The sequence below is a fragment of the Salmonella sp. SAL00672 genome (genome assembly GCF_046552175.1).
Classification (GTDB): Bacteria; Pseudomonadota; Gammaproteobacteria; order Enterobacterales; family Enterobacteriaceae; genus Salmonella; species Salmonella enterica.
In genome coordinates this window covers 279,796-295,853 of sequence record NZ_JBGDUQ010000005.1, presented here as the reverse complement: position 1 = coordinate 295,853, position 16,058 = coordinate 279,796, and the positions used below count along the sequence as shown (strand labels likewise).

At 53.5% G+C, this 16,058-nt stretch carries 15 protein-coding genes and 1 pseudogene; 13 read left to right on the top strand and 3 right to left on the bottom strand.

Annotated elements, in window-relative coordinates:
- Nucleotides 1-608 precede the first annotated feature (608 nt).
- The 5 genes from arcA (at nt 609) to ACLJTG_RS15490 (ending at nt 6,022) form a co-directional block, all read left to right on the top strand.
- Nucleotides 609-1,829, top strand: a complete 1,221-nt coding sequence (gene arcA, locus ACLJTG_RS15510; protein WP_017465843.1) for an arginine deiminase — start codon at nt 609-611, stop codon at nt 1,827-1,829.
- Between the two features lie 10 nt (nt 1,830-1,839).
- Nucleotides 1,840-2,772, top strand: coding sequence for a carbamate kinase (gene arcC / locus ACLJTG_RS15505; protein WP_000428751.1), 933 nt, complete (start codon nt 1,840-1,842; stop codon nt 2,770-2,772).
- A 111-nt stretch (nt 2,773-2,883) separates the two neighbouring features.
- The gene (gene argF / locus ACLJTG_RS15500; protein ID WP_000237031.1) at nt 2,884-3,888 is read left to right on the top strand and encodes an ornithine carbamoyltransferase; all 1,005 of its coding nucleotides are present in this window, start codon (nt 2,884-2,886) and stop codon (nt 3,886-3,888) included.
- Between the two features lie 55 nt (nt 3,889-3,943).
- Nucleotides 3,944-5,347 carry a YfcC family protein gene (locus ACLJTG_RS15495; protein ID WP_001523599.1) on the top strand — a complete coding sequence of 468 codons (1,404 nt, stop codon included), beginning with the start codon at nt 3,944-3,946 and terminating at the stop codon, nt 5,345-5,347.
- Between the two features lie 186 nt (nt 5,348-5,533).
- Nucleotides 5,534-6,022, top strand: coding sequence for an arginine repressor (locus ACLJTG_RS15490; protein WP_000666051.1), 489 nt, complete (start codon nt 5,534-5,536; stop codon nt 6,020-6,022).
- Here ACLJTG_RS15490 and ACLJTG_RS15485 read toward each other — a convergent pair.
- Nucleotides 5,992-6,133 (bottom strand): annotated as a pseudogene (locus ACLJTG_RS15485) (hypothetical protein). The gene ACLJTG_RS15490 and the pseudogene ACLJTG_RS15485 overlap by 31 nt on opposite strands.
- Here ACLJTG_RS15485 and pyrL point away from each other — a divergent pair.
- The 5 genes from pyrL to ACLJTG_RS15460 all read left to right on the top strand — a co-directional run bounded on the left by pyrL (nt 6,113) and on the right by ACLJTG_RS15460 (nt 8,643).
- Nucleotides 6,113-6,214, top strand: coding sequence for a pyr operon leader peptide (gene pyrL, locus ACLJTG_RS15480; RefSeq protein WP_000249504.1), 102 nt, complete (start codon nt 6,113-6,115; stop codon nt 6,212-6,214). The pseudogene ACLJTG_RS15485 and the gene pyrL overlap by 21 nt on opposite strands.
- A 35-nt stretch (nt 6,215-6,249) precedes the next feature.
- Complete coding sequence (pyrB, locus tag ACLJTG_RS15475; RefSeq protein ID WP_000013055.1) at nt 6,250-7,185, top strand: aspartate carbamoyltransferase; 936 nt, start codon at nt 6,250-6,252, stop codon at nt 7,183-7,185.
- 12 nt (nt 7,186-7,197) lie between these two features.
- Complete coding sequence (gene pyrI, locus ACLJTG_RS15470) at nt 7,198-7,659, top strand: aspartate carbamoyltransferase regulatory subunit (RefSeq protein WP_000148570.1); 462 nt, start codon at nt 7,198-7,200, stop codon at nt 7,657-7,659.
- Between the two features lie 76 nt (nt 7,660-7,735).
- On the top strand, nt 7,736-8,122 hold the full coding sequence (gene ridA, locus ACLJTG_RS15465) for a 2-iminobutanoate/2-iminopropanoate deaminase (protein ID WP_000047544.1): 387 nt from the start codon (nt 7,736-7,738) through the stop codon (nt 8,120-8,122).
- A gap of 74 nt (nt 8,123-8,196) precedes the next feature.
- Nucleotides 8,197-8,643 (top strand): transposase, encoded by a 447-nt coding sequence (locus ACLJTG_RS15460; protein ID WP_079951329.1) that lies wholly within the window; start codon nt 8,197-8,199, stop codon nt 8,641-8,643.
- A gap of 115 nt (nt 8,644-8,758) precedes the next feature.
- Here ACLJTG_RS15460 and mgtA read toward each other — a convergent pair whose 3' ends face one another.
- Complete coding sequence (gene mgtA, locus ACLJTG_RS15455; RefSeq protein ID WP_079898732.1) at nt 8,759-11,467, bottom strand: magnesium-translocating P-type ATPase; 2,709 nt, start codon at nt 11,465-11,467, stop codon at nt 8,759-8,761.
- A gap of 140 nt (nt 11,468-11,607) precedes the next feature.
- Nucleotides 11,608-11,661 (bottom strand): mgtA regulatory leader peptide MgtL, encoded by a 54-nt coding sequence (gene mgtL / locus ACLJTG_RS15450; RefSeq protein WP_099374030.1) that lies wholly within the window; start codon nt 11,659-11,661, stop codon nt 11,608-11,610.
- A 189-nt stretch (nt 11,662-11,850) separates the two neighbouring features.
- Between mgtL and treR the strand changes: the two genes are divergently transcribed.
- From treR to treC, 3 genes are all read left to right on the top strand, one after another.
- Nucleotides 11,851-12,798: a trehalose operon repressor TreR gene (gene treR, locus ACLJTG_RS15445; RefSeq protein ID WP_001181297.1), complete on the top strand. Its 948-nt coding sequence runs from the start codon at nt 11,851-11,853 to the stop codon at nt 12,796-12,798.
- A gap of 137 nt (nt 12,799-12,935) precedes the next feature.
- Nucleotides 12,936-14,354 carry a PTS trehalose transporter subunit IIBC gene (treB, locus tag ACLJTG_RS15440; protein ID WP_023226982.1) on the top strand — a complete coding sequence of 473 codons (1,419 nt, stop codon included), beginning with the start codon at nt 12,936-12,938 and terminating at the stop codon, nt 14,352-14,354.
- A gap of 49 nt (nt 14,355-14,403) precedes the next feature.
- Nucleotides 14,404-16,056: an alpha,alpha-phosphotrehalase gene (gene treC, locus ACLJTG_RS15435; protein WP_079898733.1), complete on the top strand. Its 1,653-nt coding sequence runs from the start codon at nt 14,404-14,406 to the stop codon at nt 16,054-16,056.
- Nucleotides 16,057-16,058 lie beyond the last annotated feature (2 nt).

Below are 16,058 nucleotides of genomic sequence, written 5' to 3'. Positions count from 1 at the left end.
CCTTACTCTCATCGATTTTGCGCCAGCGCATGTTTATCGCCAGCGGTGTTTCTATATTGTTAATAGTTCACCCAACTTTATGCAGTACCTATGCATAAACCCCAGCGGCGCCAAATTGCCATCACTAACAACGCTTTGATATTAAAGGCGTTAACATAAAAACGTTTTAGCGATCACAATTCGCTCTCCCTGCATAAATGACTTCTCTATCCATAGTTATTTTTAAATTATTTAAATATCCCCGATAATAAAATCCCCCTCACGCATAGTTATGCAACCATTAAAAATAATCATTTTATTTTCAATGAGTTAAGATTTAAATATCATTCAATACAACAAACAAATAATTAACAATAAAAAAATAACAAACCATATAGCTGCGTAGTAATTCATTTAATGCCTTATTGTTTTTTGAATTTCTCTGACCCGGCTCATATATTAAGTAAGAAAAATAGCACTCCTTGATTGATGTGAATCTCATCACATTAACAACCCAAATAAAATTCAATCATTGCTCCCGAATTTAACTGAAACGCCGCGACTGCAAGCACGCTAAATATTTGCAGCCACTCCTTCTTTATTCTTGAAATTATGTAAAAGGTATAATGATGGAAAAGCATTTTGTCGGTTCTGAAATCGGTCAATTACGCAGCGTAATGTTGCATCGGCCCAATCTCAGCCTAAAAAGACTTACCCCTTCAAATTGTCAGGAATTACTTTTTGACGATGTATTATCCGTAGAGCGCGCTGGCGAAGAGCATGACATTTTTGCCAACACGCTGCGCCAGCAAGGGATAGAAGTGTTGCTGTTAACCGACCTGCTCACCCAAACGCTGGATGTGGCTGACGCTAAAGCCTGGCTACTGGATACGCAAATTTCCGATTATCGCCTTGGGCCCACCTTTGCCGCAGATATTCGCGCCTGGCTGGCGGATATGCCGCACCGTGAACTGGCTCGCCATTTAAGCGGCGGTTTAACTTACGGCGAAATTCCCGCCTCCATAAAAAATATGGTGGTCGATACTCACGATATTAATGACTTTATTATGAAGCCATTACCGAATCACCTATTTACCCGTGACACGTCCTGCTGGATATATAACGGCGTCTCAATTAACCCCATGGCGAAACCTGCACGCCAACGTGAAACGAGTAATTTACGTGCTATTTATCGCTGGCATCCTCAATTCGCAGGCGGTGATTTCATTAAATATTTCGGCGACGAGGACATTAATTACGACCACGCCACTTTAGAGGGCGGCGATGTGCTGGTGATTGGCCGCGGCGCGGTGTTGATCGGTATGTCTGAACGTACTACGCCGCAGGGCGTCGAGTTCCTGGCGCAGGCATTGTTTAAACATCGTCAGGCGGAACGCGTCATTGCCGTTGAACTGCCAAAACATCGCTCCTGTATGCACCTTGACACCGTCATGACCCACATTGATATCGACACCTTCTCCGTCTATCCGGAAGTCGTTCGCCCGGACGTTCAGTGCTGGACGCTGACGCCAGACGGACGCGGAGGTCTGAAACGAACCCAGGAGAGCACGCTGGTTCATGCTCTTGAAAAAGCGCTTGGCATCGATCAGGTGCGCTTAATCACCACTGGCGGCGACGCATTTGAAGCTGAGCGCGAACAGTGGAATGACGCCAATAACGTGCTCACCCTGCGTCCCGGCGTGGTGGTGGGCTATGAGCGCAACATCTGGACCAACGAAAAATACGACAAAGCCGGCATTACCGTCCTTCCCATTCCCGGCGATGAACTGGGTCGCGGGCGCGGGGGCGCACGCTGCATGAGCTGTCCACTGGAACGCGATGGTATTTAAAGGAGACGTTATGGAAAACAAACGCACACTGGTCGTCGCGCTGGGCGGCAATGCGCTGCTCAAACGCGGCGAACCGCTGGAGGCTGATATTCAGCGTAAAAATATCGAACTGGCGGCCAGAACCATCGCCCAGCTTACGCGGCAATGGCGCGTGGTGTTAGTGCACGGCAACGGCCCACAGGTAGGACTGCTGGCGCTACAAAATAGCGCCTACGCTAACGTTACGCCCTACCCGCTCGATATTCTCGGTGCGGAAAGCCAGGGCATGATTGGCTACATGCTGCAACAGGCGCTGAAGAATCATCTGCCGGAGCGTGAAATCAGCGTCCTGCTCACCCAGGTCGAAGTCGATGCCAACGACCCGGCATTCCTCAATCCAACCAAATATATCGGCCCCATTTACGACGAAGCGCAGGCCCGTGCGTTACAGGCAGAAAAGGGCTGGGTATTCAAAGCCGACGGTAACGCCTTCCGCCGCGTTGTGCCCTCCCCGCAGCCGAAACGCATTGTGGAAAACGATGCCATCCGCGCGCTGATTAGCCGCGATCACCTGGTTATCTGTAACGGCGGCGGCGGCGTGCCGGTAGTGGAAAAAGCCGATGGCTACCACGGTATCGAGGCGGTGATCGACAAAGATCTGTCCGCCGCCCTGCTTGCCAGCCAAATTCACGCCGACGCGCTGCTCATTCTGACCGATGCCGACGCGGTGTATCTCGACTGGGGCAAACCCACCCAACGCCCGCTGGCGCAGGTTACGCCGGAGCTGCTTCGTGAAATGCAGTTCGACGCCGGTTCGATGGGCCCGAAAGTGACCGCCTGCGCTGAGTTTGTCAGCCATTGCCGCGGCATTGCCGGAATCGGCTCGCTGGCGGATGGGCAAGCCATTCTCGCGGGCGAGAAAGGTACTTTGATTCGGTGTGAAACCGCCGACGTTGACGCATAAGGCTTTTTACCGGATGGCGGCTTCCGCCTTATTCGGCCTACAGAGCGCGCATAACCGTGGGCCGGATAAGCGCAGCGCCATCAGGCAATTCATTTTAACAAGGATATTGTAATGGTTATTTCACTGAAAAATCGTAACTTTTTGAAGCTGCTTGACTACACCCCGGCGGAAATCCAACACCTCATCGATCTGGCTATTGAGCTGAAAGCCGCAAAAAAAGCCGGATGCGAAAAGCAAACACTGATCGGCAAAAACATCGCGCTGATTTTTGAAAAAACCTCTACCCGCACCCGATGCGCGTTTGAAGTCGCCGCGTTCGACCAGGGCGCGCAGGTGACTTATCTCGGCCCAAGCGGCTCGCAGATCGGCCATAAAGAGTCCATGAAAGATACTGCTCGCGTCCTGGGGCGGATGTATGACGGCATCGAATATCGCGGATTTGGTCAACACATTGTGGAAGAGCTGGGGGAATACGCGGGCGTTCCCGTCTGGAACGGCCTGACCGATGAATTTCACCCCACACAGATCCTGGCCGATCTGATGACCATGCTGGAACATGCGCCGGGCAAAACGCTGCCGGAACTGAGCTTCGCCTACCTGGGCGACGCGCGCAACAACATGGGCAACTCGCTGATGGTGGGCGCGGCGAAGATGGGCATGGATATCCGCCTGATAGCGCCAAAGTCCTTCTGGCCTGATGCCGCGCTGGTCGCGCAGTGCCGGGAAATCGCCAGCGTTACCGGCGCTCGTATCACCTTAACGGAGAGCGTTGAAGACGGCGTTCACGGTGTGGATTTCCTCTATACCGACGTCTGGGTCTCGATGGGAGAACCCAAAGAAGCCTGGGCGGAGCGCGTCAGTCTGATGACGCCATATCAGGTCAACCAGCAGGTGGTAAACGCTACCGGTAATCCTGATGTGAAGTTTATGCACTGCCTGCCCGCCTTCCATAACGAGCACACCAAAGTGGGACGCGAAATCGAAATGGCTTACGGCCTGAAAGGACTGGAGGTCACGGAAGAGGTGTTCGAGTCCGCAGGCTCGATAGTCTTCGATGAAGCGGAAAACCGGATGCACACCATCAAAGCGGTCATGGTGGCGACGCTCGGCGACTAATCCCACAGGATATGCGCCCTCGCGGCGCATATCCGTGATATCAGGAGAGAACATCATGGGTAAATTTAAATTTCCCACCGCTTATACCATCCTGTTTATTCTTATTGCCCTGGTCGCGGTGATGACCTGGATTGTGCCGGCGGGAAAATACCAAATGGCGATGAACGCCACGCTGGGAAAAGAGGTGCCGGTGGCAGGAACGTATGCCCCTGTGGACGCGCATCCGCAAGGGATTACCGCTGTTTTACTGGCGCCGATTGACGGCCTCTATAACCACGAAACCTACACCGCTGGCGCCATTGACGTCGCGCTGTTTGTCTTGATTATCGGCGGCTTTCTGGGAGTGGTGAATAAAACGGGGGCGATTGATGCCGGTATTGAACGGGTAACAGCCAAACTCAACGGCAAAGATGAGTGGATGATCCCCATTCTGATGGCGCTGTTCGCCGCAGGCGGCACTATCTATGGCATGGCGGAGGAGTCGTTGCCCTTCTACACGCTGCTGGTGCCGGTTATGATGGCGGCCCGCTTCGATCCGTTAGTGGCCGCGGCAACCGTACTGCTCGGCGCGGGGATAGGCACGCTCGGTTCGACCATTAACCCTTTCGCCACGGTCATTGCCGCCAACGCCGCCGGCATCCCTTTTACTCAGGGAATGCTGATGCGCGTACTGCTGTTAATTGTCGGCTACGTACTGTGCGTGTTTTGGGTAATGCGCTATGCGCGCAAAGTCCGCGCCCATCCTGAGCTTTCTATCGTGGCGGATAAAATGGCGGAAAATCGCGCCCATTTTCTCGGCAATCGCGCCAATACTCTGCTGGAGTTTACGGCTACCCGGAAATGGGTGCTGCTGATCTTCGCCGCCTCTTTCGCGGTGATGATTTACGGCGTGGCGGTTCTCGGCTGGTGGATGGCGGAAATCTCCGGCGTTTTTCTGGCGGCGGCGATTATCGTTGGCGTGATAACGCGGATGGGTGAGGAAGCGTTCACCAGTACCTTTATTGACGGCGCGCGGGATTTGCTCGGCGTGGCGCTAATTATTGGTATCGCGCGCGGCATTGTGGTAGTCATGGATAACGGTATGATTACCCACACCATTTTGCACAGCGCGGAAAGTCTGGTTTCCGGCCTCTCTACCACCATTTTCATAAACGTAACCTACTGGCTGGAAGTATTGCTCTCCTTCCTGGTGCCCTCCTCTTCCGGTCTTGCCGTATTGACGATGCCCATTATGGCGCCGTTAGCGGATTTTGCCCACGTACAGCGGGATTTGGTCGTAACCGCCTACCAGTCGGCCTCCGGGATTGTGAACCTGGTTACGCCCACCTCCGCCGTGGTCATGGGCGGTCTGGCGATCGCGCGGGTTCCCTATGTCCGCTATCTGAAATGGGTCGCCCCGCTGTTGCTGATCCTGACATTGCTGAATATGGCGGTACTGAGCATCGGAGCGATGATGTAACGAGCCAGATGGCGACGCGTCTTATCCGACAGGACTGATAAGCACAGCGCCATCAGGCACGCCGTCACCTTTTTTGATCGGCTTCTCATTTTCCTGCAAAACCGCCCGATTGATCCGCAATCGATGTGACAAATGTGATGAATTTCGCCAGCCCGTTGATATCAATAATAAAGATAAGGTGCATTTATGAAGGAATACGATGATTACTCCGCCAAAGAACAACAGCAACTGGCGGTTTGTCAGCGCCTGATTAGTGAAAAAAGTTACCTGTCCCAGGAGGAGATTCGCCGCGATTTACAAAATGAGGGATTTGAAGGTATCAGTCAGTCTACGGTTTCGCGCCTGCTCAAACTGCTGGGCGCAATAAAAATCAGAAATACGAAGGGACAAAAGATTTATTCCGTAAATCCCCAGCGGCGTCCTTCGCCGGATGCCGGACGTTCAATAGCCGAAATGGTCGTTAGCGTTGAACATAATAGCGAATTTATCCTTATCCATACGGCGGCAGGTTATGGTCGCGCCGTCGCGAGAATTCTGGATTACCACGCATTGCCGGAAATTCTCGGCGTCGTTGCCGGTAGCAGTATTGTCTGGGTCGCACCGCGGGTCGTTCAGCGCACGGCGCTGGTACACAAACAAATTAATTATTTGCTTAAAATGAATTTAAATTCATAAGAACCGTTTGCGACAAGTAAATCATGCATTAATTCGCTTGATCCCAAAACAGAGCTGAGTATAATCGCGGACAATTTGCCGGGAGGAAGCATGGTTCAGTGTGTACGACATTCTGTCTTACCGCGTCTGAAAAAAGACGCAGGCCTGCCGTTTTTCTTTCCGTTGAAAACCAATACCAAGCCCCTCAATTGAGGGGCTTTTTTTTGCCCAGGCGTCAGGAGATAAACATGGCTAACCCGCTATATCAAAAACATATCATTTCCATAAACGACCTCAGCCGCGACGATCTTAATCTGGTACTGGCGACGGCGGCGAAATTAAAAGCCAACCCGCAGCCGGAGCTTTTGAAACATAAAGTGATCGCCAGCTGCTTTTTCGAAGCCTCCACGCGTACCCGCCTGTCGTTTGAAACTTCAATGCATCGCCTGGGCGCCAGCGTAGTGGGCTTCTCCGACAGCGCCAACACGTCGCTGGGAAAAAAAGGAGAAACGTTAGCCGACACGATCTCAGTGATTAGCACTTACGTGGACGCGATTGTGATGCGCCATCCGCAAGAAGGCGCGGCACGTCTGGCGACGGAGTTTTCCGGTCAGGTGCCGGTGCTCAATGCGGGCGACGGTTCGAACCAGCATCCGACACAGACCCTGTTGGATCTGTTCACCATCCAGGAAACGCAGGGCCGTCTGGATAACCTGCATATCGCGATGGTCGGCGATCTGAAATATGGCCGCACCGTGCATTCGCTAACCCAGGCGCTGGCGAAATTTAGCGGCAACCGTTTTTATTTTATCGCGCCGGACGCGCTGGCGATGCCGCAGTACATTCTGGATATGCTGGATGAAAAAGGGATGGCCTGGAGCCTGCATGGTTCTATTGAAGAGGTCATGGCCGACGTCGACATCCTCTATATGACTCGCGTACAGAAAGAGCGTCTCGACCCGTCGGAGTACGCCAATGTGAAGGCGCAGTTTGTTCTGCGCGCCAGCGACCTGAACGGCGCGCGTGAAAATATGAAAGTGCTGCACCCGCTGCCGCGGATTGATGAAATCACCACGGATGTGGATAAAACGCCACACGCCTGGTACTTCCAACAGGCGGGCAACGGTATTTTCGCTCGCCAGGCGTTACTGGCGTTAGTACTGAATAGCGAACTGAGTCTGTAAGGGAGAAAAACGATGACACACGATAACAAACTGCAGGTTGAAGCCATTAAATGCGGCACCGTGATTGACCATATCCCTGCGCAGGTAGGCTTTAAACTGCTGAGTCTGTTTAAATTGACCGAGACCGATCAGCGAATCACTATCGGTCTGAATCTCCCGTCTGGCGAGATGGGGCGTAAAGACTTAATCAAAATAGAAAACACCTTTCTCACCGAAGAGCAGGTTAACCAACTTGCTCTGTACGCGCCGCAGGCCACCGTTAACCGCATCGACAACTACGACGTAGTCGGGAAATCACGCCCCAGCCTGCCAGAGCGTATTAATAATGTGCTGGTTTGCCCGAACAGCAACTGCATCAGCCACGCGGAACCGGTATCCTCCAGCTTTGCAGTGAAAAAACGCGCCAATGATATCGCCCTCAAATGCAAATACTGTGAAAAAGAGTTTTCGCATTATGTGGTGCTGGCCAACTAATTTGGGTTGGTTATGAGATCCCGGCTCCCTATAATGAGCGGGGACATTCTATTACCGCTGTAATTCAGGAGAAATCATGAGCAAAACTATTGCGACGGAAAATGCACCAGCAGCAATCGGCCCATACGTACAGGGCGTTGACCTGGGTAGCATGGTAATCACTTCCGGTCAGATTCCGGTCGATCCGAAAACCGGTGCCGTAGCGGAAGACGTATCCGCTCAGGCACGTCAGTCGCTGGAAAACGTTAAAGCTATCGTGGAAGCCGCTGGCCTGAAAGTAGGCGACATTGTGAAAACGACCGTATTCGTGAAAGACCTGAACGATTTCGCGACCGTCAACGCCACCTACGAAGCCTTCTTCACCGAGCACAACGCCACCTTCCCGGCGCGTTCCTGCGTGGAAGTTGCCCGTCTGCCGAAAGACGTGAAAATTGAGATTGAAGCGATCGCTGTTCGTCGCTAAGCGCCGGACGTTATCCCCGCCGGGCGGCGCAAGTTTGCCCGGTTCGGGGCACCAACAGCCATGGAGAGGCGGCAATGGTAAGATCGCGTTTTACCGAGGAACAAATAGCCGATTTTCTGCAACAGTCGAAAAACGGCGTACCGAATAAGGCGTTGTGCGAAGAATATGGATTTAGCAACAGCACGCTCCGTCGCTGGCAGGAGAAACATGCTGAAAGCATACGCCAGGAATTAAAACAGATAGAATCTACCGCGAAGATAGTCTTTTTATGCTTCATTGTCGCAGCCATATTGCTTACCCTTATGTTTCCTAAACCCACTGGCGCCTTAGCGATTCCTCCTTACTTAGTTTATTGCATTAGCTATATTCGCCGCTTTCGTCGCATATCCGCAAAACATATCCGGCGGTGGGACATCTCCTCCTCTCGTTCTGGCTCGGGGGCAGAGAATGTATTTTACAAACTTAGCTGGACATTCCTCTTTTTTATTCCTGCATATAGCATTCTACAGCTGCTTGAATAAGCCCTGAAATTTAAAGATAAAGCCGATCGCGTAAAACTTGTCGAGCTTTACGGGCATCTGACCTGGTTAGCGATATCGGGGATTAAGCACGCTGGCGAATCCCCGACGAAAGTGTTTACTGCCAGCCATAACGTCGGCTGTAAAACCCTTTCACTAACTGGGTTAACGTCATATAGCCCGCCAGAATGGCAATCAGCCACGGGAAATAGCTTAACGGCAGCGCCTGCAACTGCAGGTAAGACGCCAGCGGCGAAAACGGCAACGAGACTCCCACCACCATCACCAACAACGTCATCGCCATCAGCGGCCAGGCGGCGCGACTTTGAATAAACGGCAGACGACGGGTACGGATCATATGCACAATCAGCGTTTGCGATAGTAATCCCACCACAAACCAGCCGGACTGGAACAAAGTTTGCGTTTCTGGCGTATTCGCATGAAATACCCACCACATCAGACAAAAGGTCAAAATGTCGAAAATCGAGCTGATCGGACCGAAAAAGACCATAAAGCGCCCCAAATCCGCCGGATTCCAGCGCTGCGGCTTTTGAATTTGTTCTTCATCGACATTATCAAACGGAATCGCCACCTGGGATACATCGTACAGCAGGTTTTGAATCAGCAAGTGCAGCGGCAGCATTGGCAGGAACGGCAAAAAGGCGCTCGCCACCAGTACGCTAAACACGTTACCGAAATTTGAGCTGGCCGTCATCTTGATATATTTCAACATATTAGAAAAAGTACGACGACCTTCAATGACGCCTTCTTCCAGCACCATCAGGCTCTTTTCCAGCAGGATAATATCGGCCGCTTCACGGGCGATGTCCACCGCGCCATCTACCGAGATACCAATATCCGCTGCCCGCAATGCCGGGGCATCGTTAATCCCGTCGCCCATAAAACCGACCACATGCCCCTCGCGTTTGAGCAAAGTGACGATGCGCTCTTTATGCATCGGCGTCAGACGCGCAAACAACGTCGTACGGGCGGCCAGCGCCGCCAGCGCGTCGTCGCTTAACCCTTCAATATCACTGCCAATAATGACATCGCCCGCATCCAGCCCAACTTCATGGCAAACTTTCGCCGCTACCAGCTCGCTGTCGCCGGTGAGAATTTTCACCGTAATTCCGCTCGCCTTCAGCGCTTTCAGCGCCGGCGCGGTGGTCTCTTTCGGCGGATCGAGAAAAGCAATATACCCTTCCAGGATCAGGTCAGACTCATCGATACGTTGGTAATCGCCCTCACGCGCAGGCAGGTATTTGGTCGCGACGGCGACCACGCGTAGCCCCTGACGGTTCAGCGTGTCGGTAACGCGTTTCACCCGGCGCAGCATATTGTCGTCCAGCGGCACAATATCGCCGTTGTGGCGCACCTGAGTACACACGTTCAGGATCTCCTGTAGCGCGCCTTTGCAAACCAGTTGATGCACGTTCGAATCTTCGGCGACCACCACTGACATCCGGCGACGCTCAAAATCAAACGGAATCTCATCGATTTTCTGCCAGCGTCCGGAGAGCTGACGCGCGGCGGTTTCGTCTACTCCCTCCAGGACTGCCGTATCCAGTAAATTTTTTAGACCGGTCTGATAATGGCTGTTCAGCCAGGCGCAATGCAGTACATGCTCGCTGGGCTTACCAGAAATATCCGTATGATTTTCCAGCACAATTTTGTCCTGCGTCAGAGTGCCGGTTTTATCGGTACACAGAATATCCATCGCGCCGAAGTTCTGAATCGCGTCAAGGTGCTTCACGATAACTTTCTGTTTCGAGAGCTTCACCGCCCCGCGCGCGAGGGTAGAGGTGACGATCATCGGCAACATTTCCGGGGTGAGTCCTACCGCGACCGAGAGCGCAAATAGCGCCGCTTCCCACCAGTCACCTTTCGTATAACCATTAATAATCAGTACTACCGGCGCCATGACCAGCATAAAGCGGATCAGCAACATACTGACGCGGCTAATTCCTTTCTGGAAAGCGTTCTGCTCGTTATCTTGTTCCGACACGCGCCCCGCCAATTGACCAAACCAGGTGTCGGCGCCGGTCGCCATCACCACGGCCTGCGCCGTTCCGCTCACGACATTTGTCCCCATAAAGCACAGCGTGTCGCACTCAAGCGGGTTATTTTGCCGGGGCTCACGCGTCGTGGCGACTTTCTCGACCGGCAGAGATTCGCCGGTCAGCGACGCCTGGGCGACAAACAGATCGCGCGCCTGGATAATCCGTAAATCCGCCGGGATCATATCCCCCGCCGCCAGTTTAATAATATCGCCGGGCACCAGTTGATCGATGGGTAACTCCAGCCAGGCGTTTTCGCCATTTTCATTAATAACCCGCAGTACGGTAGCGGTATTGCTCACCATCGCTTTTAGCGCGTCCGCCGCTTTCGTCGAGCGCGCTTCCTGCACAAAATTCAGCAGCGTTGAGATACCGACCATCAGGGCGATAACGCCTGCGGCAAACAGATCCTCCGTGGCATAAGAAATGCCGCCAAGAATCGTAAGTAAGATGTTGAAAGGATTGCGATAACATACCCACAGATGCACCCACCATGGCGAGGGTTTCTGTGCCGGAAGGCGGTTTTCGCCATGCTTTTCACGCGCGCGCGTCACCTCGGCGACGTTTAATCCCTCCGGGTGCGTATCAAAAACGCGCCAGAGCGTCTCCTGCTCCATTGCCGCGACTTTCAGACAGCGCTCGCTCAGCGAAGGCGGGATAGTCGCATTTACCGCGGTCTGCGCGCCGGGCAGCGGATCGCGGTGAACCAGACGATAAGGCAAATGACGATTAAGCCGGGCAAAAAGCTGGCGGGTAATGGTTTTTAGCATAGGTAATCCCTCCGCGCCGAAGTCAGGCGCAGAAAATTCTTCAGGCGCGGCAAAGCCTTGCCCGATGAGCAATGTTTAAATAAAAACAGGGACGTTATTGTGTCACTGTCTTACACACCGGTAAGACAGCAGAGGCAGGCTTACCGGAAAAGGAAAATTCTCCATCGCGGGAGAGGGGTGGGTTCAGGGTCCATGTCGCCTCCGGTAAGTAAATAATTTGCGCCGCGGATTATACGCATAAATCCATAAGTTTTGTGGCAATTATGGCGGTATCATACCGTTACGTAATTAAACCAACGATAAACCAGACTTTGCCCATTGCCCTTCGCTTGAGTAAAGTTACTCTTTTTATCACCATCAGCGTCACGCCACGGGAAAACAGGATGCAAAACCGGCTCACTATCAAAGACATCGCCCGCCTGAGCGGCGTAGGGAAATCAACCGTTTCCCGCGTGCTTAACAATGAAAGCGGCGTAAGCGAACGTACCCGCGAGCGTGTCGAAGCGGTGATGAATCAACACGGTTTCTCTCCGTCCCGCTCCGCCCGCGCGATGCGGGGACAAAGTGATAAAGTGGTCGCTATTATCGTCACTCGCCTTGATTCGTTGTCTGAAAACCTCGCGGTTCAGACCATGCTGCCTGCGTTTTACGAACAGGGCTACGACCCTATTATGATGGAAAGTCAGTTCTCGCCGACGCTGGTAATGGAACATCTGGGCATGCTCAGACGACGTAACATTGATGGCGTGGTGCTGTTTGGCTTTACCGGCATCACAGAAGAGTTGATCGCCCCCTGGAAAGCCTCGCTGGTGCTGCTGGCAAGAGATGCGCAAGGTTTTGCCTCCGTCTGTTACGACGACGAGGGCGCGATTCATATCCTTATGCAGCGGCTGTATGAGCAAGGACACCGCAACATTAGCTTTCTGGGCGTTCCCCATAGCGATATTACCACCGGCAAACGTCGGCATGACGCATACCTGGCGTTTTGCAAAAAACATAAACTTCATCCCGTCGCCGCCCTGCCCGGTCTTGCCATGAAGCAGGGTTATGAGCATACGGCAAGCGTCATCATGCCGGATACCACCGCGTTAGTCTGCGCTACCGATACGCTGGCGTTGGGCGCCAGCAAGTATTTACAGGAGCAACGTATTGAAACGCTGCAACTGGCAAGCGTCGGGAACACGCCGCTGATAAAATTCCTGCACCCGGAGATCGTCACTGTCGATCCTGGCTATGCTGAAGCCGGACGGCAGGCGGCTTCGCAGCTGATCGAACAGATCAATGGCCGCTGCGATCCGCGCCGGATCGTCATTCCTTCTACCCTCGCCTGAGTGACTGATTAAACGGAATACCACGAGTAATTTGTGATCTTCGCCGTGTTTCGGGAACGTTCCCATTTTTAAACCAACGTTGAAGAGCTACTCTTGCGCCAACCCATAACTTACCTCCTCTGCCATGAGGCTTTACAATGAGCAAAGTAAAACAAGCCGATATCGACCGGCTGATTGACCTGGTTGGCGGGCGCGACAACATCGCCACGGTGAGCCACTGCATTACTCGCCTGCGCTTTGTGCTCCACCAGCCCGCGAACGCCCGACCAAAAGAGATCGAACAATTGCCGATGGTTAAAGGCTGTTTCACCAACGCCGGGCAGTTTCAGGTGGTGATCGGCACCGACGTTGGCGATTACTATAACGCGCTGCTGGAGACCACCGGCAAAGCGTATGCTGATAAAGAGCAGGCAAAAAAAGCCGCTCGCCAGAACATGAAATGGCATGAGCAGCTAATTTCCCACTTCGCGGAGATCTTCTTTCCGCTACTACCGGCATTGATCAGCGGCGGTTTGATCTTAGGCTTTCGTAACGTGATCGGCGATGTGCCGATGAGCCACGGTCAAACGCTGGCGCAGATGCATCCGGCGCTAAAAACGCTTTATGATTTTTTATGGTTGATCGGCGAAGCGATCTTTTTCTATCTGCCGGTGGGAATCTGCTGGTCGGCGGTGAAAAAAATGGGCGGCACGCCGATTCTTGGTATCGTGCTCGGCGTGACGCTGGTGTCGCCGCAGTTGATGAATGCGTATCTGCTGGGCCAGCAAACGCCGGACGTCTGGAACTTCGGCGTATTTAGTATTGAGAAAATAGGCTACCAGGCGCAGGTTATCCCGGCGCTACTGGCAGGACTGGCGCTTGGATTTATTGAAACGCGGTTGAAACGCATCGTGCCGGATTATCTCTACCTGGTCGTCGTCCCGGTGTGTTCGTTGATACTGGCCGTCTTTCTCGCCCACGCCTTTATCGGCCCCTTTGGTCGCATGATCGGCGACGGCGTAGCCTTTGCGGTACGTTATCTGATGACCGGCAGTTTCGCCCCGATAGGCGCGGCGCTGTTCGGCTTCCTGTATGCCCCGTTGGTCATTACCGGCGTCCACCAGACCACGCTCGCTATCGATATGCAGATGGTTCAGAGCATGGGCGGTACGCCAGTCTGGCCGCTGATTGCGCTGTCGAATATCGCGCAAGCCTCCGCCGTGGTGGGCATTATCATCTCCAGCCGTAAACACAATGAACGTGAAATTTCCGTTCCGGCGGCGATCTCCGCCTATCTGGGGGTGACCGAACCGGCAATGTACGGCATCAACATCAAATATCGCTTCCCGATGCTGTGCGCGATGATCGGCTCTGGCCTTGCCGGTCTGCTCTGTGGTCTGAATGGCGTAATGGCAAACGGCATCGGCGTTGGCGGCCTGCCGGGCATTCTCTCTATCCAGCCGACTTACTGGCAGGTGTTTGCGATGGCGATGGTTATCGCGATCGTTATCCCGGTGATTCTGACCACCTTTATCTATCAGCGTAAGCATCGTCAGGGCACATTACAAATTGTCTAATACTTCTTCGGGGCGCAGTTGCGTCCCAACGCACTTGCAGGAAACAACAATGACTATTCCCCACTGGTGGCAAAACGGCGTTATCTATCAGATCTACCCGAAAAGTTTTCAGGACACGACCGGCAGCGGCACCGGCGATTTACGCGGCGTCACGCAGCACCTTGGCTATCTACAGCGACTCGGCGTAGATGCCATCTGGCTCACGCCGTTTTATATCTCGCCGCAGGTGGATAACGGTTATGACGTCGCAAATTATACGGCCATCGACCCGACCTACGGCACGCTGGATGATTTTGACGAGCTGGTCGCGCAGGCGAAAGCACGCGGTATTCGTATCATCCTGGATATGGTGTTTAACCATACTTCTACCCAGCACGCCTGGTTTCGCGAAGCGCTGAACAAAGAGAGCCCATACCGTCAGTTTTACATCTGGCGCGACGGCACGCCGGATGTCTGCCCGAATAACTGGCAATCCAAATTTGGCGGCAGCGCCTGGCGCTGGCATAGCCAAAGCGAACAATACTATTTACACCTTTTCGCGCCTGAACAGGCCGACCTGAACTGGGAAAACCCCGCCGTGCGCGCCGAGCTGAAAAAGGTCTGCGAATTCTGGGCCGATCGCGGCGTGGATGGCCTGCGTCTGGACGTGGTGAACCTGATCGCCAAAGATCAGGATTTTCCTGACGATCCGACGGGCGACGGACGCCGCTTTTATACCGACGGGCCGCGCGCGCATACGTTTTTACGCGAAATGAACCGTGACGTTTTTACGCCGCGTAATCTGATGACGGTAGGCGAAATGTCCTCTACCACGCTGGAAAACTGCCAGCAATATGCCGCGCTTAGCGGCGACGAACTCTCGATGACCTTCAATTTTCATCATCTGAAGGTGGATTACCCCAATGGCGAAAAGTGGACGCTGGCAAAACCTGATTATGTGGCGCTGAAAGCGTTGTTCCGCCACTGGCAACAGGGGATGCATAACGTCGCCTGGAACGCGTTATTCTGGTGTAATCACGATCAGCCGCGCATCGTTTCCCGCTTTGGCGACGAGGGTGAATACCGGATTCCAGCCGCGAAAATGCTGGCGATGGCGCTGCACGGTATGCAAGGGACGCCTTATATCTATCAGGGCGAAGAAATCGGCATGACCAACCCACACTTTACCCGCATCACCGATTATCGCGACGTGGAAAGTCATAATATGTTTGCCGCGCTACGCGCCGCCGGGCGCGACCCCGACGAACTGCTGGCTATTCTGGCCAGTAAATCCCGCGACAACAGCCGCACGCCGATGCAGTGGGACAACGGTAAAAACGCCGGTTTCACCCAGGGCGAGCCGTGGATAAGCCTGTGCGATAACTATGCGGAGGTTAACGTCGCGGCAGCATTACGCGATGAAAACTCGGTGTTTTACACCTATCAAAAGCTGATTGCGCTGCGTAAAACCCAGCCTGTACTGATCTGGGGCGATTATCAGGATCTCCTCCCGGATAGCCCATCAGTATGGTGTTATCGCCGCCAGTGGCAGGGGCAAACCCTGCTGGTCGTCGCCAATCTGAGCGACCAGTGTCAGGAGTGGCATCCGCCGCATATCAAAGGACAGTGGCAGGCGCTACTGCACAATTATGGCGAGGTCGCCAGCCAGCCAGCCGCGATGACGCTCCGCCCATTTGAAGCCATCTGGTGGTTACAACGCTAGCG

Bases quoted from the DNA above. Each gene is read 5' to 3' on its own strand.
- arcA (WP_017465843.1), top strand. From the start codon at position 609: ATGGAAAAGCATTTTGTCGGTTCTGAAATCGGTCAATTACGCAGCGTA.
- arcC (WP_000428751.1), top strand. From the start codon at position 1,840: ATGGAAAACAAACGCACACTGGTCGTCGCGCTGGGCGGCAATGCGCTG.
- argF (WP_000237031.1), top strand. From the start codon at position 2,884: ATGGTTATTTCACTGAAAAATCGTAACTTTTTGAAGCTGCTTGACTAC.
- ACLJTG_RS15495 (WP_001523599.1), top strand. From the start codon at position 3,944: ATGGGTAAATTTAAATTTCCCACCGCTTATACCATCCTGTTTATTCTT.
- ACLJTG_RS15490 (WP_000666051.1), top strand. From the start codon at position 5,534: ATGAAGGAATACGATGATTACTCCGCCAAAGAACAACAGCAACTGGCG.
- pyrL (WP_000249504.1), top strand. From the start codon at position 6,113: ATGGTTCAGTGTGTACGACATTCTGTCTTACCGCGTCTGAAAAAAGAC.
- pyrB (WP_000013055.1), top strand. From the start codon at position 6,250: ATGGCTAACCCGCTATATCAAAAACATATCATTTCCATAAACGACCTC.
- pyrI (WP_000148570.1), top strand. From the start codon at position 7,198: ATGACACACGATAACAAACTGCAGGTTGAAGCCATTAAATGCGGCACC.
- ridA (WP_000047544.1), top strand. From the start codon at position 7,736: ATGAGCAAAACTATTGCGACGGAAAATGCACCAGCAGCAATCGGCCCA.
- ACLJTG_RS15460 (WP_079951329.1), top strand. From the start codon at position 8,197: ATGGTAAGATCGCGTTTTACCGAGGAACAAATAGCCGATTTTCTGCAA.
- mgtA (WP_079898732.1), bottom strand. From the start codon at position 11,467: ATGCTAAAAACCATTACCCGCCAGCTTTTTGCCCGGCTTAATCGTCAT.
- treR (WP_001181297.1), top strand. From the start codon at position 11,851: ATGCAAAACCGGCTCACTATCAAAGACATCGCCCGCCTGAGCGGCGTA.
- treB (WP_023226982.1), top strand. From the start codon at position 12,936: ATGAGCAAAGTAAAACAAGCCGATATCGACCGGCTGATTGACCTGGTT.
- treC (WP_079898733.1), top strand. From the start codon at position 14,404: ATGACTATTCCCCACTGGTGGCAAAACGGCGTTATCTATCAGATCTAC.